This is a genomic window from Pseudomonas sp. RW409 (assembly GCF_003184125.1).
In the GTDB taxonomy this organism is placed as follows: domain Bacteria; phylum Pseudomonadota; class Gammaproteobacteria; order Pseudomonadales; family Pseudomonadaceae; genus Aquipseudomonas; species Aquipseudomonas chlororaphis_I.
The window spans coordinates 82,617-100,576 of record NZ_QHHP01000033.1; the positions used below are offsets into that span (position 1 = coordinate 82,617).

The 17,960-nt window shown below is 65.7% G+C and carries 18 protein-coding genes; 11 read left to right on the forward strand and 7 right to left on the reverse strand.

The genetic code is table 11. The features are described 5' to 3' along the window. Positions 1-16: 16 nt before the first annotated feature. Positions 17-1,162 carry a cell division protein ZapE gene (gene zapE, locus DK261_RS13435; RefSeq protein WP_016701931.1) on the reverse strand — a complete coding sequence of 382 codons (1,146 nt, stop codon included), beginning with the start codon at positions 1,160-1,162 and terminating at the stop codon, positions 17-19. Positions 1,163-1,472: 310 nt separating this feature from the next. On the opposite strand from zapE, the gene DK261_RS13440 reads away from it, so the two are divergent. From DK261_RS13440 to DK261_RS13470, 7 genes are all read left to right on the forward strand, one after another. Next, positions 1,473-1,973 (forward strand): spore coat U domain-containing protein, encoded by a 501-nt coding sequence (locus tag DK261_RS13440; protein ID WP_371920944.1) that lies wholly within the window; start codon positions 1,473-1,475, stop codon positions 1,971-1,973. A 100-nt stretch (positions 1,974-2,073) separates the two neighbouring features. Continuing rightward, complete coding sequence (locus tag DK261_RS13445) at positions 2,074-2,613, forward strand: spore coat U domain-containing protein (RefSeq protein ID WP_009049833.1); 540 nt, start codon at positions 2,074-2,076, stop codon at positions 2,611-2,613. 20 nt (positions 2,614-2,633) lie between these two features. Continuing rightward, positions 2,634-3,167: a spore coat U domain-containing protein gene (locus DK261_RS13450; RefSeq protein WP_009049832.1), complete on the forward strand. Its 534-nt coding sequence runs from the start codon at positions 2,634-2,636 to the stop codon at positions 3,165-3,167. Positions 3,168-3,171: 4 nt separating this feature from the next. Next, complete coding sequence (locus DK261_RS13455; protein WP_009049831.1) at positions 3,172-3,672, forward strand: spore coat U domain-containing protein; 501 nt, start codon at positions 3,172-3,174, stop codon at positions 3,670-3,672. A 27-nt stretch (positions 3,673-3,699) separates the two neighbouring features. Further along, the gene (locus tag DK261_RS13460) at positions 3,700-4,491 is read left to right on the forward strand and encodes a molecular chaperone (protein ID WP_028682799.1); all 792 of its coding nucleotides are present in this window, start codon (positions 3,700-3,702) and stop codon (positions 4,489-4,491) included. A 115-nt stretch (positions 4,492-4,606) separates the two neighbouring features. Then, the gene (locus DK261_RS13465) at positions 4,607-6,964 is read left to right on the forward strand and encodes a fimbria/pilus outer membrane usher protein (RefSeq protein WP_110175846.1); all 2,358 of its coding nucleotides are present in this window, start codon (positions 4,607-4,609) and stop codon (positions 6,962-6,964) included. Between the two features lie 32 nt (positions 6,965-6,996). Continuing rightward, positions 6,997-7,986, forward strand: coding sequence for a spore coat U domain-containing protein (locus DK261_RS13470; RefSeq protein ID WP_110175847.1), 990 nt, complete (start codon positions 6,997-6,999; stop codon positions 7,984-7,986). Between the two features lie 216 nt (positions 7,987-8,202). Here the strand turns inward: DK261_RS13470 and DK261_RS13475 are convergent, their stop codons facing one another. Together DK261_RS13475 and DK261_RS13480 are read right to left on the reverse strand one after the other, a co-directional pair. Next, positions 8,203-8,958, reverse strand: a complete 756-nt coding sequence (locus tag DK261_RS13475; protein WP_110175848.1) for an anti-sigma factor — start codon at positions 8,956-8,958, stop codon at positions 8,203-8,205. Beyond that, on the reverse strand, positions 8,955-9,461 hold the full coding sequence (locus DK261_RS13480; protein ID WP_009044629.1) for an RNA polymerase sigma factor: 507 nt from the start codon (positions 9,459-9,461) through the stop codon (positions 8,955-8,957). The genes DK261_RS13475 and DK261_RS13480 overlap by 4 nt, the downstream gene beginning before the upstream one ends. Before the next feature lie 181 nt (positions 9,462-9,642). Here DK261_RS13480 and DK261_RS13485 point away from each other — a divergent pair, with 181 nt between their 5' ends. Further along, positions 9,643-10,728, forward strand: coding sequence for a catalase family peroxidase (locus tag DK261_RS13485; RefSeq protein WP_110175849.1), 1,086 nt, complete (start codon positions 9,643-9,645; stop codon positions 10,726-10,728). Then, complete coding sequence (locus tag DK261_RS13490) at positions 10,725-11,264, forward strand: cytochrome b (RefSeq protein ID WP_016701926.1); 540 nt, start codon at positions 10,725-10,727, stop codon at positions 11,262-11,264. Before DK261_RS13485 ends, DK261_RS13490 begins: the two co-directional genes overlap by 4 nt. A gap of 38 nt (positions 11,265-11,302) precedes the next feature. Here the strand turns inward: DK261_RS13490 and DK261_RS13495 are convergent, their stop codons facing one another. Next, entirely contained in the window at positions 11,303-12,514 is a 1,212-nt protein-coding gene (locus DK261_RS13495; protein WP_110175850.1) for an MFS transporter, read from the reverse strand. A gap of 97 nt (positions 12,515-12,611) precedes the next feature. Here DK261_RS13495 and DK261_RS13500 point away from each other — a divergent pair, with 97 nt between their 5' ends. After that, positions 12,612-13,058 (forward strand): helix-turn-helix domain-containing protein, encoded by a 447-nt coding sequence (locus DK261_RS13500; RefSeq protein WP_009049823.1) that lies wholly within the window; start codon positions 12,612-12,614, stop codon positions 13,056-13,058. A 39-nt stretch (positions 13,059-13,097) separates the two neighbouring features. Here the strand turns inward: DK261_RS13500 and DK261_RS13505 are convergent, their stop codons facing one another. Next, on the reverse strand, positions 13,098-14,249 hold the full coding sequence (locus tag DK261_RS13505) for a M14-type cytosolic carboxypeptidase (RefSeq protein ID WP_110175851.1): 1,152 nt from the start codon (positions 14,247-14,249) through the stop codon (positions 13,098-13,100). Between the two features lie 511 nt (positions 14,250-14,760). Further along, complete coding sequence (locus DK261_RS13510; RefSeq protein WP_009049821.1) at positions 14,761-15,102, reverse strand: DUF6124 family protein; 342 nt, start codon at positions 15,100-15,102, stop codon at positions 14,761-14,763. Between the two features lie 131 nt (positions 15,103-15,233). On the opposite strand from DK261_RS13510, the gene DK261_RS13515 reads away from it, so the two are divergent. Next, positions 15,234-15,899, forward strand: a complete 666-nt coding sequence (locus DK261_RS13515; RefSeq protein ID WP_009049820.1) for a LexA family transcriptional regulator — start codon at positions 15,234-15,236, stop codon at positions 15,897-15,899. A gap of 56 nt (positions 15,900-15,955) precedes the next feature. On the opposite strand, the gene DK261_RS13520 is transcribed toward DK261_RS13515, so the two are convergent. Then, a complete protein-coding gene (locus DK261_RS13520) occupies positions 15,956-17,899 on the reverse strand; it encodes an acetyl/propionyl/methylcrotonyl-CoA carboxylase subunit alpha (RefSeq protein ID WP_110175852.1) in 1,944 nt (647 codons plus the stop codon). Between the last annotated feature and the right edge of the window lie 61 nt (positions 17,900-17,960).

Here is a 17,960-nt window from a genome sequence, read left to right on the forward strand (position 1 = left end):
AGTGGCGACCGCCGGTTCAGCTCGGCGGCGTATCCGCGCTGATTTCCTGCAGCTGGCCCAGGCGGCTGCGGGTGCGCGCCAGGTCGATGGCGTTGCCGCCCAGGCTTTCGCGCAGGGAACGTTCGCCGATCAGGGTCAGGTGCTTGTCCTGGTCGTACAGCACGTCGATCAGGTTGATAAAGCGTTGTTGCACGGCGATCGGGCATTCGCCCAGTTCGGGCAGCTCGTCGATGATCCAGTGATCGAAGCGCCGGCTCAGCTCCAGGTAGTCCATGACTGCGGTCGGCTGTTCGCACAGGTCACTGAAGGCAAAACCCACGCTGTGTTGTTCGCACAACCGCACCTGGAGCTGGCGCGCGCCGACCATCAGCGCCGAGGTCGGGCTGTTGCGTGGTGGCAGGCCCAGGCTCTGGCGCTGCTGCTCGCTGCCGGGCCACAGGTAACGGCCCTGGGTGAATACCTGCTGCGAATGGCTGCGGGGCTGGCTGCGGTAGTCGTGTGGGCCGCCGACCTCCATCACCTGCATGCGGCTGGCGATCAGGTCGATCACCGGCTTGAAGCGCGCATGGTAGAGCGGGTTGGGCAGCAAACCCTGGGGGGCGTAGTTGGAGGTCACCAGCAGCAGGATGCCGCGCTGGAACAGGGCCTTGAACAGCCGCGTGATCAGCATCGCGTCGCCGATATCGTGGACGTGGAACTCGTCGAAGCACAGCACCCGGCAGTGGCTGAGCAGTTCGTCGAGGGTGGCCTCCAGGGCGTCGGGCTGCTCACGGTGACGGAACATGCCCTGATGCAGCTGGGCGAAGAAATCGTGGAAGTGCAGGCGCTGTTTTTCCGCCAGCGGGATGGCGCGGAAGAAGCCGTCCAGCAGCCAGCTTTTGCCCCGTCCCACCGCGCCATAAAGATACAGGCTGCGGCTGGCGTGTGGCCTGGCGTCTGGCTGGAGCAGGGCGTTGGCCTGCTGGGCCATGTAGTCGATCACCCGTTGCTGGCTGTGGCTCAGGGTGTAGCCCTGGTCGTGGGCCTTGTGCCGGAAATACTCGTGAATCACTCGGCCGTGGCTGGTGCTGGCGGCGGGCCGGGCGAAGGCCTTGCCGAAGAACGCGCGCAGCCTGGGCCAGCGCGATGGGCGTAGCGAGCGGTTTGGCGGTAAAGCGGCCAATGGTGTCACCCCGATTGTTCCAGGCCCGCTCCCCCCCTGGAACCGGCGCGGTAATTTAACCAATCCCCGGCCCGGCATCCAGCGCTGTCTGAAGGCGCCGATTGGTTCTACGAAAAGCTCGGGTCGGTACAGCTTTTTGCCCGTGTCACTGTGTTCGACCACGGTGCACCGGGCGCTCAGGGGGCTGTTTTATTGGCACGCGGCTTGCCCCCCCGACGCTGGCGATTTCCCCAGCGCTGACTAACCTGAGCTGTACCTATCGTTCCTCAAAAGGATTGAGGCGTTGAATGGCAAGCTGGTTTTCGCAGTCATGAGCATGCTGCTTGGCGCGACGGCATGGGCCGCGGAGCTCCAGGTGGAGGTCCGGGTCAACGTGCAGCGTGGCTGCCAGCTGGTGGGGCAGCAGCGCGATGCCGGCATCGAGCAACTGGGCGTGCTGGATTTCGGCAGCAGCCCGCGCCTCGACAACCCCGCCGGTCCCCTCAGCGCGGCGTTGCTCGACGCCCGCCTGCCCAGGCTCGAATGCAACCCGGACACCCCTTATCAATTGCGCGTCGACGGCGGACAACACGGAGGCGTCGGCGAAGTGCGCTACCTGGCCGGCAGTGCCGAACACAGCAAACCCATTCCCTATCGCCTGTACCAGGATCCGGCCCGGCGCATTCCGCTGCCGGTGAACGTGCCGGTGAGCGGCCGGGTGCCGGACTCGGGGTCGGTGGACCTGCCGTTGTACGGGCGGATCGAACCGTTGGCTGAGATCCCGCGGGTCAGTCGTTATTCCGACCTGCTGAAAGTGACGGTTACCTGGTAGTGACTGTGAAGGAGCCGTCCGGTGGGTCCGGGCGGTACAGGGAAGTCGCTCGCCATGAGCGGTCAAGGGAGAGTCCTGATGGATCTGGGATGGATGCGGTATGACAAGTAGACGCTGGGCGCTGGCGGCCCTGGGTTCCCTGCTACTGCTGGCTGAGCACGCGCAAGCGGCGATCAGCGGGCAGATCCATGCGCGGCTGACCATCATCGCCGGCTGTGAAGTGACCAATGGCGCCACCAGCACCCCCGAAAGCCCGCTCAGCGACTTCGGCCTGCTGGATTTCGGCCAGCACGGCCCGACCTGGGCCAATCCTCTGAATGCCAGCCTCAGCGGCGCTGGCAATGGCCACCTGGAAGTCGCCTGCAACCCTTCGGTGACCGGGTTCACCGTGACCATCGACGGCGGCCTGAACGGCGACGGCAGCACCCGGCGCCTGAGCAATGGCCGCCAGACCATTGCCTATCGGCTGTTCCTCGATGCGTCCGGCAGCGACAGCTACAGCATCGGTCAACAACACAATTTCGCCGTTACCAGTGGAGCCCAGGTACCGATCCCGGTGTTTGGCTCGGTGGTCGCGAATACCCGCGCGCTGCCGGCAGGGGTCTACACCGACACCCTGACGGTCACGCTGGATTGGTAAACCCCAAGAGGACGAATGTCATGCATATGTTTGTATCCCGGATGGCCCTGGCCCTGCTTGGCCTCGCGATCTTCTCCAGTGCCCAGGCCGCGACGGTCACCGGCCAGATCACGTCCAGCCTGATTCTCACCAGCAGTTGCCAGGTCAACGGCGCAGGCGGCAGCAGCGGCCTGAACTTCGGCGCCCTGAACTTCGGCACCACCGACAGCCTGTTCACCCAGGCCACGGCCCAGGTGCTCGGTGGCGGCGGCGGGGCCTTGTCGATCCTTTGTTCCAGCGGCACCAGCCCGGTGGTGAAGGTCCGCGCGGGTGCCCATGACGGCGAGTCCGCCGGCGGCACCCGGGCCCTGGCCGATGGCAGCGGCAACTTCGTGCCTTACGACTTGTACACCGACTCCGGCCACTCGCAGCTCCTGGCCATCGACGATGTCATCAACCTGGCCACCAGCACCGGTGTGGCGCAGACCGTCAATATCTACGGCAAGGCGCTTGGCAAGGCCGGCCTGCCGGCGGGGACCTACACCGATACCGTCGCCGTCGAACTGACCTTCTGACGCCATGGCCCGTCACGCCTGCGCGGCGCTGGTGCTGTTCGGTGCCAGCAGCCTGCCGCTGCCCCTGGCAGCGGTGACCAGCCAGAGCTTCCAGGTCAGCGCCACGGTGGTCGCCGGGTGCCTGGTGGTGGGCGGGGTGAGCAATTACGGCAGCCTGGACTTCGGCAGCCAGTCGGCGTTGTCCACCAGCACGCTGCAGGTCGCCCTGGCGAGCAGCGTGCAGCTGCAATGCACACCGGGGGTGACCCTGAACATGAGTGTCGACGGCGGCCAGTACAACAGCAGCGGACGGCACATGCAGCTCGATGGCGGCAGTGCGCGGGTGGCTTATCAGCTGTTTCGCGACGCGGCGTTCAGCCAGAGCCTGGGCATTGGCCAGAGCGTGGCGGTGGCCTACAGCGACGCGAACGACATCAGCCTGCCGATCTACGGCCAGGTGCAATTACCGGGTAACCAGCCTGGGGGGACGTACAGCGATGTGCTGCAGGTGCAGCTGTCGTGGTGATGGGGCAAGACCATAAGGAGTAGCAGCATGTATTCGACTTCCCGGCGCTTGCAGGCCATTCGTTGTGCCGTGCTGGCCATGGCGTTGCTGGGGGCGGCCCAGGCAAGCGCCGCCAGCTCGGTGTTGATCTGGCCGATCGACCCGGTGCTGGAGGCCGACCAGCAAGCCAGCGCCTTGTGGCTGGAAAACCGCGGCACGGAAACCGCCAACCTGCAGATCCGGGTCTTTGCCTGGAGCCAGAGCGGCTTCGAGGACCAGTACCAGAACCAGCGGGAGGTGATCGGCAGCCCGCCGGTGGCGAAGATCGCGCCCGGGCAGAAGCAACTGGTACGCCTGACCCGGACCCGCGAAGTCCCGCCCGGCCAGGAGCTGGCCTACCGCATCATCATCGATGAAATCCCCTCGGCCCAGCCGCCGATTGCCGAAGGCGAGGGCAAGACGGCGGCGGCGATCCGGTTCCAGATGCGCTATTCGGTGCCGCTGTTCGCCTACGGGGCCGGGCTCTGGAGCAAGGAAGACAGTACCCGCCAGCGCGACCCGAAAAGCGCCGGCGTGCCCGAGCTGAGCTGGCGCAAGGTGGCGGTGGACGGGCGCAATTACGTGGAGGTACGCAACCAGGGCGCGGTACATGCGCGCCTGACCGATGTGGCGTTCAAGCAGGCGGGGCAGACCCGGCCGCTGGTGGAAGGGCTGCTGGGCTACGTGCTGCCGGGGGCGATCATGCGTTGGCCACTGCCCGCTGCGCCGACCACGGACGCGGTGCTGCAGGTGCGGGTCAATGGCGCGCCACAGGTGCAGAGCGTTGCGCCGGCCCGCTAAAGCCGCTTGCCGCCGCGGACAGGCGGGGTTGCAGAGCTGCCGCTCGGGCTGACCGGTAACGGGAACCACGGCTGGCCATGGAAGAAAGGTCTCCATCGATGGACGAAAAGCCACAATGAGCCTCGGCGCAGCTCGTCGTTTCTGGCGCCCGGGGTGGGCGGCGAGCGGGCTGTGTTGCTGGGTGTTCGCCTCCGCCAGCCTGGGGGGCGAACTGCCGCCGCCGCCCAGCGGCATGGAAGCGATCAGCGATGCCCAGCTGTTCCTGGAACTGGTGGTCAATCAGATGAATACCGGGCGAGTGATCGCTGTCGAGCAACGTGCCGGGCGCCTGTTCGTGCCGGCCCAGGCCCTGCGGGAAAGCGGGATGAAATTGCCCGAGGGGCTCGATGCGCAGGTCGCCCTCGACAGCCTGCGAGGGCTGCACAGCGACTACGACAGCCAGGGCCAGCGCCTGTTGCTGGAGGTGCCGCCGGACTGGCTGCCGGAGCAACGGATCGGCAGCCGCCAGGCCTATCCACGAACCCCGGCGCTGAGCAGTTTCGGCGCCTTGCTCAATTACGATCTGTACCTCAACGACACCGACGATGCCGGCACCTACCTGGCCGCCTGGAACGAGGTGCGGCTGTTCGACAGCTGGGGCACCCTGTCCAACACCGGCCAGTACCGGCGGACCTTTTCCGGCCTCGGCGAGGGCACGCTGAACAACGGCTACCGCCGCTACGACACGACCTGGCGTTACTCCGATGACGAACGCCTGCTGACCTACGAGGCCGGCGACCTGGTCAGCGGCGCCTTGCCCTGGAGCAACGCGGTGCGCCTGGGCGGCGTGCAACTGTCCCGCGACTTTGCCGTGCGCCCGGATCTGGTGACCTACCCCTTGCCGCAGTTCGCCGGGGAGGCGGCGGTGCCGTCCTCGGTGGACCTGTTTATCAACGGCTACAAGTCCAGCAGCGCCGACCTGCAGCCGGGGCCCTACACCCTGACCAATATCCCGTTCATCAACGGTGCCGGCGAAGCGGTGGTGGTGACCACCGATGCCCTGGGGCGACAGGTGTCCACCACCGTGCCGTTCTATGTCACCAGCAGCCTGCTGCAACAAGGCCTGAGCGATTTCTCGGTAGCCGCCGGGACCCTGCGCCGCGACTACACGCTAAAGGATTTCAGCTATGGCCCAGGCGTCACCTCCGGCAGCCTGCGCTACGGTCTGAGCAATAACCTGACCCTGGAAGGCCATGCCGAAGCCGCAGAGTCCCTGACCCTCGGCGGCTTCGGCGGCAACCTGCGCCTGGGCAACTTCGGTGTGCTCAACAGCGCCATCAGCCAGAGCCGCTTCGACGGCCAGGGCGGGCAGCAGATCAGCCTCGGTTATCAGTACAGCAGCCAACGCTACAGCCTCTCCTACCAGCGCATGCAGCGCCGCGACGGCTATGCCGACCTGACGCTGGTGGACAGCCCCTACGCCAGCCTCAGCCAGCGCAGCGAACAGCTGACCCTGAGCCTCAACCTCGAGCGCTACGGCAGCCTCGGCGCCGGCTATTTCGATGTGCGCGCCGCGGACGATTCGCGCACCCGCCTGCTCAACCTGACCTGGAGCAAGCCGCTGTGGCGCAGCAGCAGTTTCTACCTGTCGGCCAACCGCGAGATCGGCGACAGCAACTGGGCGGTCCAGGCCCAACTGGTGATTCCGTTCGACCTCCACGGCAGCCTCAGCCTGAGCAGCGAACGCAGCAAGGACGGGCAGAACCGGCAGCGGGTCAACTACAGCCGGGCGGTGCCCAGCGAGGGCGGCTTCGGCTTCAATCTCGGATATGCCCAGGGCGATGCGCCGGCCTACCGCCAGGCCGACCTGACCTGGCGTTTGCAGTCGGTGCAATTGCAGGCCGGGGTCTATGGTTCCAGCGAGGCGCAAACCCGCTGGGCCGATGCCAGCGGTTCGCTGGTGTGGATGGACCGCCAGGTGTTCGCCGCCAACCGCATCGACGATGCCTTCGTGGTGGTCAGCACCGACGGCTACCGGGATATTCCGGTGCGCTACGAAAACCAGCTGGTAGGAAGCACCGATAAGAATGGCCATCTGCTGGTGCCCTGGAGCAGCGCCTATTACCGCGGCAAATACGAGATCGACCCGCTGAACCTGCCGGCCAACGTGCAGAGCCCGCTGGTCGAACAGCGGGTCGCGGTGCGTCGTGGCAGCGGTTACCTGGTGGAGTTCCCCTTGACCCGCATCCTCGCCGCCAGCGTGGTCCTGGTGGACGCTCGGCACCATGAGCTGCCCTTGGGCAGCCTGGTGACCCACGAGCAGAGCGGCGCCCAGACGGTGGTGGGCTGGGACGGCCTGGTGTACCTGGAAAACCTGGCGCCGAACAACAACCTGCGGGTCAGCCTCGCCGACGGCAGCAGCTGCCAGGTGAGCTTTGCCCTGGAGCCGGAGCAGGAACAGGTGCCGTTGATTGGGCCGCTGGTGTGTCAGTGAGGATTCATGAACGGAATCGGGAGTCAGTGAACATGGACAGGTTGCGTCGTTTTTGGGGGCGGGGGTTGTTGCTGCTGGCGCTGCTGCTGCCCGGGCCGGTCCAGGCCCTGTGCTCGGTGGTCAGTACCTCGCCGGCGAGTTTCGGCACCCTCAGTTCGATCCTGGTGCGCACCACCTCGCAACCTGCTTCCAGCACCAACGCCGGCCTGGCCTGCACCGGCTCGTTGGCGACCCTGATGGCCAGCAACGACCATTTCTACGCCACCATCACCTCCTCGCAGAGCGGGCTGCTGGGCCCCACCGGCGATGTCATCGGCTACACGATCTACGGCGACAACAGCACCAATTACCCCATCACCCGCGGCGTGCAGTTCGACTTCGCGCGCAACTCCATCGTCGACGCCCTGGGGCTGCTGGGCAGCCCGACCGTGGCCAAGGCCATACCGATCTACCTGGGCAGCATCACCGGCAGCAACGTCGCCGCCGGCATCTACACCGAGACCCTGAGCATTGCCTGGAGCTGGAACTACTGCGCGGGGATCGGTGCGCTGGGCGCATGCCTGGGGCGCGATATCGGCAGCGGCGTCGCCAGCCTGACGGTCAACCTGACGGTGGCCAACGACTGCGTGATCACCGCGCCCAACATCAGCTTCGGCAGCGCGCCGGTGATCAGCGCCTTCGCCACTGTCAGCGGGCAGACCATCAACCTCGCCTGTACCAAGGGCAGTGCCTACACCGTGGGCCTGGACGATGGCCAGCAGCCCGTCAGCGTCGGCGGGCGGCGGCGGATGATCTCGGGGGGCAACTACCTGGCCTACGACATCTTCAAAAGCGCCGGCACCACCCGCTGGGGCAGCGTGGGCGCGGCGCGGCGGGCCAGTTCCGACGCCGAGGTGAACCCCGGCAACGGCTTGGGCACCGGCAGCCAGGTGTTCAACTACAACGCCCGGATCTACACCGACCAGGCCACGCCGCCGGCGGGGACCTATATCGACAATGTGGTGCTGGATGTGGGGTTTTAAAGGGGGGAGTGACCCTATTGTGCTAGTCGCAGGTGTTTGTGGCGTGGCGCAGATCCTGCGGCTGCTTCGCTGCCGATCGCAGCCTACGGCAGCGGCCACAGGAGAAGGTGATGGCCCAGATGACGGGGTCGAGGTAGCCGCTGCCGCAGGCTGCGATAGGTCCGAAGGACCTCTGGCGGTCTCAAGGCCGGCCCACGGGGATGCGGCTGCCATGGGTCAGAACTTCTGGGTATCCTGCAGCCGCTGCGCCACCGCCGAACCGCTGGGGCTGACCATGGCGTAGTTGTAGCCGCTGTCGGACCAGTAGTCGGCCTGCAGTTCGCCATCGCTGCGGCTGCCCCGGGGTAGCAGGTAGTTCTTCGGTCCCGGCGGGCGGATATAGAAACTGATCCTGTGCCCGCCCTGGTCCTCGTACAGCACCATCGCCGCCGGTCCTTGATCGGTGCTCAGCAAACGCCCGCTGACCGCCTGGAACCCGGCCTCGCGCAGGTCCGGCAGGCGCTCGGCCTGGGTGAAGTAGCGGTCGAGCCAGGCCTGCATGGCGCCGTTGCCCCGGACCTCGAGGTCGGCCGGGAGGACGCCTTGCTGGGCGAACAGGCGATAGGCCTGCAGGGCGTCGGTCATCGGCAGCGGCAGAGCACTGGCCAGGGTCATTTCCCGCGCCTGCCAGCCACTCAGGCCGCCGACGCCGAGGGCGATCAACAGCAGCGCGGCGCTGGCCAGGTGGCGGCGCGACTGGCGCTTGAGGCGCTGGCGAATCAGCGCCGGGTCGAGGTTGGGGTTGACCGGTTGCTGCAAGGCACCGCCGAGGGCCGCACGCAGCTGCTGGGCGTCCTGCTGCCAGGCCTGGACCTGGGCGGCGAGCTGCGGGTGGCTGCTCAGGTAGGTCTCCAGCAGGCGCCGGTCGCTCTCGCTGAGCTGATGGTCGATGTAGGCGTGCAGGTCGCGTTCGCTGGGGGGCAGGCTGATCATTTGAGTATCCGCAAAGAAGGGCTGCTGATTTCGCCGTCGCTGAGCTGGCGCAGGGCCTGGCGCGCCCGGGACAGGCGGGACATCACGGTGCCGGTGGGCACGTCGAGGATAGTGGCGACTTCCTTGTAGCTCAGGCCTTCCACCGAGACCCAGAGCAACAGCGCGCGCTGTTCGGCGGGCAGGCGGTCGAAGGCTTCCAGGGTCGATTGCGCGACCACGCTGCGTTCCACCGAAGGCTGGGCGTCGTCGCGCCCGGTGAAGAATTCCAGCATGCGCGCATAACGCCGTGAGCGGCGGTGCGCGTCGAGAAACTGGCGGTAGAGAATGGCGAACAGCCAGGCCCGCAGATCGCCCTCGGGGCGTTTTTCGCCCCAGCTCGACAGCGCCCGTTCCAGGCTCGCTTGCACCAGGTCGTCGGCGCTGCTGGGCTGACGGCTCAGGGACAGGGCGAAGCGCCGCAACCGGGGGATGATTTCACGCAGCTGTTCGTCGATATCGTTCATGGGGTCCTGCGGATCGTTGGCCAGTCGCTACGCTTGCAACAGCGTGCTTGCAACAGCCAGACGCCTGGTCGTGCAGGTTATTCCAGTGCTCGGAAAATAAATATCGGCGACGGGAATAAAGCTTGCCGGGGTACGTCTGACCTGTCCTTTCCACCTGTGGCCCGCGGCCCTGGAGATATTCATGGTAGATCGTCCATCCCCCCCTGATCGTCCGCCCTTGAGCGCGGCCAGCCTGAGCCTGCGCCTGGGCGGGATCGCCCTGGTGGTCGCGGCCCTGGCCGGCGCCATGGCCTATGTGCACGGCACTTTCGATCCGCAGCGCCTGACCCCCAAGGCCCTGGTGGATGTGCTGGAGAAAAACAACGGCGTGCATCCGGGCTTCCGTCGCAACCACGCCAAGGGTGTGTGCGTGGTCGGTTATTTCGAGAGCAGCGGCGAAGCCCGCAGCTATTCCAGCGCCCAGGTGTTCAACGAAGCGCGGACCCCGGTGGTCGGGCGTTTCGCCTTGCCCCCCGGCAACCCCTATGCACCTGACGGCAGTGTGCCGATCCGCAGCCTGGCGCTGCGTTTCACCCAGGCCAACGGCCAGCAATGGCGCACCGGGATGAACAGCATGCCGGTGTTCCCGGTGGGCACCCCCGAAGCGTTTTACCAGTTGCAGCAGGCCAGTGCGCCAGACCCGGCGACCGGCAAGCCGAACCCGGCCAGCGTGCCGGCGTTTTTCGCCGCCCACCCGGAAGCCATGCCGTTCCTGCAATGGATCAAAAGCGCCAAGCCCTCGGTCAGCTACGCCACCGAAACCTACAACGGCATCAACGCGTTTTACCTGGTGAGCGCCACCGGGCAACGCCAGGCGGTGCGCTGGGGCGTGGTGCCGCTGACCCAGGACGCGCCCGGCGCGGTGGTGCCTGAGGGTAACGACTTCCTGGAAAAAGACCTGGTGCAGCGCCTGGCCGCGGGGCCGTTGCGCTGGCGCTTGAGCATCACCCTGGCCAACCCGGGCGACCCGACCGACGATGCCAGCAAGGCCTGGCCCAGCGAGCGCAAGGTGCTGAATGCCGGGACCCTGGTGCTGGAGCGCAGCCAGCCGCAGAACGAGGGCGAATGCCGCGACATCAACTACGACCCGCTGGTGCTGCCGAGTGGCATTGCCGCCTCCGACGACCCGCTGCTGGCGGCCCGTTCGGCGGCCTACGCCAGTTCCTATCTGCGCCGCACCAGTGAAGTCGATCAATTGCCCCATGCTGCCCAGGAGTCCCGCCCATGAGCGCCCAACCGAATCATTTCGCGCCACTGGCGCGCCTGCTGCACTGGCTGATGGCGCTGATGATCATTGCCATGCTGTTTATCGGCGCCGGCATGGTGGCCTCGGTGTCCGAGCGCCATGAGTGGTTGATCCACCTGCACAAGCCGCTGGGCATTGCCATTCTGCTGCTGGTGATCGTGCGCCTGGTCGTGCGCTTTTCCACCCGGCAACCGCCACTGCCGGCGGACCTGCCGGGCTGGCAGGCGTTGGCGGCCAAGGCCTCCCATGTGCTGCTGTACGCGCTGATGCTGATCCTGCCGCTGCTGGGCTGGGCGATGATTTCGGCGGCGGGCGACCCGGTGATGCTTGGCAGTTCGCTGCAGCTGCCGTCGCTCCTGCCGGCCAATGCCCCGCTGTTCGCCTGGTTGCGCAAGGCCCACGGCTTTCTCGCCTACCTGCTGTTCCTGACGGTGCTGCTGCATCTGGCGGCGGCGCTGTTCCATGGCTGGGTGCGCCGCGACGGGGTGCTGGAAAGCATGCTGCGCGGCAAGGACTGAGAGCAGGGCGGTGCGCTCAAGAGCCCTGGCAATGTGTTTCAACCGGCACACACCGGGGCTTTGCGCGGGTTCAGGCTCCACCGCCAGTACAGCAGCGCCACGCCATTGATCGCGGCGCCCAGCAGGCATACCCCGGTCCAGCCCGCCCAGGCGTACAGGGCGGTGGCGCCGATCGAGCCGCTGGCGCTGCCGATCGAATAGAACAGCATGTAGCCCGCGGCCAGGCGGCTCTGGGCCTCGGGGCGGGTGCTGTAGATCAGGCTCTGGCTGGTGACATGCACCGCCTGCAAACCCAGGTCGAAGACGATCACCCCCAGCAGCAGGGCCCAGAGCGACGATTGGGTGTAGGCGATCGGCAACCAGGAGGCCAGCATCAGGCTCAGCGCCAGGCCGCTGGTCCATTGTCCCAGGCCACGGTCGGCCAAGCGTCCGGCACGCGAGGCGCCCAGGGCACCGGCGGCGCCGGCGAGGCCGAACAGGCCGATCTCGGTGTGCGACAGCGACAGCGGCGGGGCGCTCAGGGGCAGCACCAGCGGGGTCCATAACACGGTGCCGGCGCCGAAGATCAGCATCGCCAGCACCGCTCGATCGCGCAGGACCTTTTCTTCGCGGAACAGGCCGAACAGCGAACGGATCAGTTGGCCGTAGCTGTGCATTGCCGCCGGTTGCTCGACCTTGGGCAGCACCCGCCACAACAGCAGCGCCATCAGCAGGGTCAGCCCGGCCGACAGCAGGTACACCGAACGCCAGCCGGCCAGGTCGGCCATGGTTCCCGAGACCGTGCGCGCCAACAGGATCCCGAGCACGATGCCGCTGGTCACGCTACCCACCACCTGGCCACGTTCGCCTGGCGCGGCCAGGTTGGCGGCATAGGCCACCAGCACCTGGGTCACCACCGCGAGCAGCCCGGTCAGGGCCATGCCCAGCAACAGCCAAGTGCTGTCCGCCGCCAGCGCCACCATCAACAGGGCCACGACCGACAAGCTCGTCTGGCCGACGATCAGGCGCCGGCGGTTCAGCAGGTCGCCCAGCGGCACCAGGAACAGCAGGCCGAGACCGTAGCCGACCTGGGTCAGGGTGATGACCAGGCCGATGGTCGCTCGCGGCATGTCCAGGCTGTGGGCCATGGCGTCGAGCAGGGGTTGGGCGTAATAGACATTGCCCACCGCCAGCCCGCAGGCAATGGCAAAGAGCAGCACCACCGACGCCGGAATGGTGGCGGATGGCAAAGGGGCGATTGCGGCTGTCATGCTCGGCTCCGTGAGTTCTGGTTGCTTTATGAAACCAGTTGTACGGTAGAGAGGCTGGTTTTATATTGCAACCACTTTCCTGTCGCGAGTCTGCATCATGGTCAAACGCACAAGCCTGGAGGGCGCCGAGTGCCCGGTGGCCCGTTCGCTGGACGCTATCGGTGACTGGTGGTCGCTGCTGATCATTCGCGATGCCTTTGACGGCATCCGCCGCTTCAGCGAGTTCCAGCGCAATCTGGGGATGGCCAAGAACATCCTCGCCGCCCGCCTGCGGACCCTGGTGGCCCACGGCATCTTCGAGGTGCTGCCGGCGTCCGACGGCAGTGCCTATCAGGAGTACGTGCTGACGCAGAAGGGCAACGGCCTGTTCAACCTGATCATCGGTCTGCGGCAGTGGGGCGAGGCGTATTTCTACGAGGAGGGGGAAGCGCATTCGCTGATGGTCGACCGCGAGCAGGGACTGCCGCTGCGACCGCTGGAGCTGCGCTCGGCGGATGGGCGCTTGCTCGGGCCCGAGGATTGCCGGCGGGTGCCGGTGCAATAGGCGCCGGCCGCGGTTCGCGCCGCGGCCAGCGCAGCAGGATCAGCGCAGGATGCCGACCATGTCGGCCACGGTGCTGAGGACGTCCTTGCCCAGTTGCATCGAGCGTTTGCCCGACCAGCCGGTGAGCGGGTTGGGGTTGTCGTCGTGGTCCTTGAACGGCATTTCCAGGGTCAGCGACAGGCAGTCGAACTTCTCGCCGACGCTGTTGCAGGCCAGGGTCATATTGGCTTCGCCGGGCTTGTCCCTGGTGTAGCCGTGGGTGGTCTGGAAGTCCCGGGTCTTGTGTTTCAGGTGGCTGCGGAAGTGCTCCTCGAGCTTGGCCAGGCGCGGCGTGTAGCCCGGGTTGCCTTCGCAGCCGGCGGTGAACACATGGGGGATTTCTTCGTCGCCGTGCACGTCGAGGAACAGGTCGACGCCGTACTGCTCCATCTGCTGCTGGACGAACAGCACTTCCGGGCTGAGCTCCTGGCTGGCGCTCTGCCAGGCGCGGTTCAGGTCCTGGCCCATGGCGTTGGTGCGCAAGTGACCGTGGAAGGCGCCGTCGGGGTTCATGTTCGGCACCAGGTACAGATCGGCGCTGGCCAGCAGCCTGTTCAGCTCGGCATCGTCACGGTGCTGCAGGCGTTCGATCACGCCCTCCATGAACCATTCGGCCATGTGCTCGCCAGGGTGCTGCTGGGCGATGATCCAGACCTTGCGTCGGCCTTCGCCGCCGCTGCCTTTGCGCAGCAGCTGGATATCGCGACCCTCGACGCTTTTGCCGGTGGCCAGCAGTTCGGCGCCGGCCTTGATCAGCGCCTGCTCGATCAGCCAGTCATGCCGGCCGCGGCTGTAGGGTTCGAAATAGGCGAACCAGGCGTGGGTCTGGGTGGCTTCAAGGCAGAAGCGCAGGGTGTCGCCTTCAAAAATCGTCGGCACGCGGAACCAGTTGACGTGGTCGTAGGACGCCACCGCCTGATAACCGCTCCAGGCCTTGTTGTACGAGGACTTGCTGGCATTACTCAGGCGGAACCAGTGTTCCTGGCCGACACGCAGGCCGCTGGCCTTGAAGTGGAACCACTGGAAATGCGCGCTGCGAGTATCGGGCTTGATGGCCAGCAGGACTTGCGAGGGGTTGCTGGCATCCAGTACTTCGATATTGCCGCTGTCGAAATTGGCAGAGATTTGAAACGAGCTTTGAGCCACGGTCATGGTCGATTCCTGAACAGGATTTTTTATGGCCGTTACTTTAGCAAGGCAGGGAAAATACCGGGGTAATTTCCACGGGAGAGGGGGGCGTCGTCCTTGACGCGAAAGCAGCTTAGAAGCTATGCGATTGATTCTCAAGCGCTGTTTTTGCATTTGCGAGCCGTTGCGGCGGGCGTCGGCTTGCAATGAGGCATTCTTTTGCTATCATCGCCGCCAATTTAGCGGGACCCAGTCTTCATTAGCCTGAAGCCAAGCCAGAAAAACTGGCAGAAAAAAAAGACCCGGCAAAAAGCCGGGTCAAAAACCGTGATTAGCCTGATGAGGAGATAATCCAGGAGTCCGACCTAAGGTCTCTTGGGTTATCGACTGATCTCGCGACCAGTTGCTTGCAATAATAATCATTATCATTTGCAAGTCAAATGTTTTTCCCCGCCGTTTAGAAAATAATTTCCTGTCCCTGTTGTCAGCCTTGTTCATCGGCCGGATCGGCCGTGGGCGAATTCTGCCGCGCCTCTCATTCCTGGCGCTGGCTGTCCAGCGAGCGATCCACCAGCGCCTTGGCCATGTCGATCATGTGCACCACGGAAAACGCCAGGTCCCGCCGGGTTCCCCGCAGGTGGTCGGCGGCCTCGTAGGCGCTGGCCGCGGCACAACGCAGCAGGTCGGAAGCGTGGATCATCGCTTCCTCGCTGCTGATGCTGTCTTTGACTTCGAAGAACTTCTCGTCGATCGACGCTTCTGCAATAGCCGGCTTCAAGTAGTAGTCCATGGCCCGGCGGGCGGCCTCGCTGTCCTTGAGGGCGTTGAAGCCGACATCGGTTTCCAGTTCCGGTGCATCTTTGCTGGTTGTGCTCATGAGCGGTTCCATCCTTTGACGTGGAATAAGAGGGTCTGAGGAATGGTAATACTTAATGTATTTGTGACTAGGTTTCAAATACTACAACTTGTGTGTTGAGGGCGGAAATACACAACGTATTGTTCCGGTCCATGGACAAATGGATCGAGTTGGTTAAATCCAACATGAAGGACCGCAAGGTCACACAAGAAAAGCTCGCGGAGCGCCTGGGCATGTCCCAGGGCGGCATCGGCCATTGGCTGAGCAAACGGCGCCAGCCGAAGATCGAAGACATGAACCGGGTGCTGGAAGAAATCGGCCTGGGTTTTCTCGAAGTCGCGCTGGTGATCCGCGAAAAACCACAGGTGGATGACGAGGGCCAGTTGCTGCTGGAAGGGCCGTCACTGGTGCAGAAGTACAACCCGTACTTTCGCTACCCGGTCAGCGACTGGCGGGGCGTTGGCGAGGTGCGCGAGGCCGGTGGCGCGGGCTACGCCGCCGAGCGTTACGAGCTCTCCGACTACCAGGCCGAAGGCTCGGCGTTCTGGCTGGTCGTGGTGGGCGACGCGATGATTGCCCCGAGCGGCCTGAGCATCGCCCAGGACATGTTGATCCTGGTGGATCCGGCGGTGGAAGCGGTTCCCGGCAAGCTGGTGATCGTGCAATGCCCGGGCAGTACCGAAGCGATTTTCCGCAAGCTGGTGGAAGAGGGTGGGCAACGTTATCTGGTGCCGTTGAATCCGACTTATCCGAAGACGCTTTACAGCGATGAGTGTCGGATTATTGGTGTGGTAGTGCAGGCTACCGCTAAATTCTGACGTAAAAATACGATCGTTCCCGCAAGGCTGCGGGAACGATCTTCTGCCTCAGGAGCTTATTCCAGCTCCACCAGGGCACTTCCCTCACTGACCATCTCGCCTTCCTGGCAATACAGCGCCTTGACCACCCCGGCTTGCGGTGCGCGGATGCTGTGTTCCATCTTCATCGCCTCCAGAACCACCAGTTGCGCGCCGGCTTCGACACTCTGCCCGGCCTGCACCAGGACCCGCACGATGCTGCCGTTCATGGGCGCGGTCAGGCCGCCATGATGACTGTGGCTGGCCTCCACCGCGGCAATCGGGTCATAGGCCGTGACCCGGTGCATCTCGCCCTGCCACTGCAGGTACAGGCTGTCGCCCTGGCGAATCGCCCGGTGCTGCTGGCGCAGTCCCTTGTGTTCGATCGACAGCTGTTCGCCGTGCAAGGCAATGGCCGCGTTGGTGTCCAGCTTGATCGCCCGGTCCTGGCCCTCGCAGTCGAGGTGCAGCACGGTTTCCCGCGGCAGGCCGATGCGCAGGCCATTGGCCTTGGCCCAGGGGGAATGACGGTCGTCGGCGCGCAGCTGGTCCGGCTGGCTCTGGGCGAACGCCTGGGCGGCGGCTTGCCAGAACTCGTCGCTCAAGGCGGTGGCCGGTGGCAGCAACTGATCCTGATAACGCGGGATAAAGCCGGTATCCAGCTCGGCGGCGGCGAAGGCCGGGTGGGCGATGATGCGCCGCAGGAACGCCAGGTTGGTCTTCAGCCCGCCGATGGCGAACTCGTCGAGCATGCTCAGCAGGCGCAAACGGGCTTGCTCGCGGTTCTCGCCCCAGGCGATCAGCTTGCCGAGCATGGGGTCGTAGAACGGCGACACGCTGTCGCCTTCCTCGACGCCGCTGTCCACTCGCCGTCCAGGGCCCGCCGCCGATTCGCGGTACAACGCCAGGCGCCCGGTGGCCGGGAGGAAGTCGTTGCCCGGGTCCTCGGCGTACAGCCGCACTTCGATCGCATGCCCGATCAGCGGCACCTGATCCTGGGTGATCGGCAGCGCTTCGCCCTGGGCCACGCGGATTTGCCAGGCCACCAGGTCCAGCCCGGTGATGGCTTCGGTGACCGGGTGCTCCACTTGCAGGCGGGTGTTCATTTCCATGAAGAAGAATTCGCCGCGGGCATCCAGCAGGAACTCCACGGTGCCGGCGCCGACGTAACCGATGGCCTGCGCCGCGCGTACCGCGGCTTCGCCCATGGCCTTGCGCTGTTCGGCGCTCAGGCCGGGGGCTGGGGCTTCTTCGACGACTTTCTGGTGGCGCCGCTGGATCGAGCAATCGCGCTCGTTGAGGTACAGGCAGTTGCCGTGCTGGTCGGCGAACACCTGGATCTCCACGTGGCGCGGCTTGAGCACATACTTTTCCACCAGCATCCGCGAGTCGCCGAAGGACGACTGCGCCTCCCGCTGGGCCGAGGCCAGGGCTTCGGCCAGCTGGCTGACGTCCTCCACCACTTTCATGCCCTTGCCGCCACCGCCGGCGGTGGCCTTGAGCAGCACCGGGTAGCCGATGCGTTCGGCGGCGACGCGGAAGGTTTCCAGGTCCTGGGCCTCGCCGTGATAACCGGGGACCAGCGGCACGCCGGCGGTTTCCATCAGCGCCTTGGCCGCCGACTTGCTGCCCATGGCGTCGATGGCCGACGCCGGCGGGCCGAGGAAGATCAGGCCGGCGGCTTCGATGGCGCGGGCGAAGCCGGCGTTTTCCGAGAGAAAGCCGTAGCCGGGGTGAATCGCCTGGGCGCCGCTGGCCTTGGCGGCGGCGATCAGTTTGTCGATCTGCAGGTAGCTGTCGGCGGCCTTGCTGCCGCCCAGGTCGACGCGCAGGTCGGCTTCGCGGCTGTGGCGGGCGTCACGGTCAGTGGCGCTGTGCACGGCCACGGTGGTCAGGCCCAGGGCCTTGGCGGTGCGCATCACGCGGCAGGCGATCTCGCCGCGGTTGGCCACCAGCAGGGTGGTCAGGACAGGGGCGCTCATCAACGCGGCTCCTTGGTGGTCGGGGCGGGCTGCCAGCTGGGCGGGCGTTTTTGCAGGAAGG

Coding starts and splice junctions, on each gene's coding strand:
- DK261_RS13470 (WP_110175847.1), top strand. CDS start 6,997: ATGGACAGGTTGCGTCGTTTTTGGGGGCGGGGGTTGTTGCTGCTGGCG.
- DK261_RS13495 (WP_110175850.1), bottom strand. CDS start 12,514: ATGACAGCCGCAATCGCCCCTTTGCCATCCGCCACCATTCCGGCGTCG.
- DK261_RS13460 (WP_028682799.1), top strand. CDS start 3,700: ATGTATTCGACTTCCCGGCGCTTGCAGGCCATTCGTTGTGCCGTGCTG.
- DK261_RS13465 (WP_110175846.1), top strand. CDS start 4,607: ATGAGCCTCGGCGCAGCTCGTCGTTTCTGGCGCCCGGGGTGGGCGGCG.
- DK261_RS13515 (WP_009049820.1), top strand. CDS start 15,234: ATGGACAAATGGATCGAGTTGGTTAAATCCAACATGAAGGACCGCAAG.
- DK261_RS13505 (WP_110175851.1), bottom strand. CDS start 14,249: ATGACCGTGGCTCAAAGCTCGTTTCAAATCTCTGCCAATTTCGACAGC.
- DK261_RS13475 (WP_110175848.1), bottom strand. CDS start 8,958: ATGATCAGCCTGCCCCCCAGCGAACGCGACCTGCACGCCTACATCGAC.
- DK261_RS13510 (WP_009049821.1), bottom strand. CDS start 15,102: ATGAGCACAACCAGCAAAGATGCACCGGAACTGGAAACCGATGTCGGC.
- DK261_RS13445 (WP_009049833.1), top strand. CDS start 2,074: ATGACAAGTAGACGCTGGGCGCTGGCGGCCCTGGGTTCCCTGCTACTG.
- DK261_RS13455 (WP_009049831.1), top strand. CDS start 3,172: ATGGCCCGTCACGCCTGCGCGGCGCTGGTGCTGTTCGGTGCCAGCAGC.
- DK261_RS13520 (WP_110175852.1), bottom strand. CDS start 17,899: ATGAGCGCCCCTGTCCTGACCACCCTGCTGGTGGCCAACCGCGGCGAG.
- DK261_RS13500 (WP_009049823.1), top strand. CDS start 12,612: ATGGTCAAACGCACAAGCCTGGAGGGCGCCGAGTGCCCGGTGGCCCGT.
- DK261_RS13450 (WP_009049832.1), top strand. CDS start 2,634: ATGCATATGTTTGTATCCCGGATGGCCCTGGCCCTGCTTGGCCTCGCG.
- DK261_RS13440 (WP_371920944.1), top strand. CDS start 1,473: ATGAGCATGCTGCTTGGCGCGACGGCATGGGCCGCGGAGCTCCAGGTG.
- DK261_RS13480 (WP_009044629.1), bottom strand. CDS start 9,461: ATGAACGATATCGACGAACAGCTGCGTGAAATCATCCCCCGGTTGCGG.
- DK261_RS13485 (WP_110175849.1), top strand. CDS start 9,643: ATGGTAGATCGTCCATCCCCCCCTGATCGTCCGCCCTTGAGCGCGGCC.
- DK261_RS13490 (WP_016701926.1), top strand. CDS start 10,725: ATGAGCGCCCAACCGAATCATTTCGCGCCACTGGCGCGCCTGCTGCAC.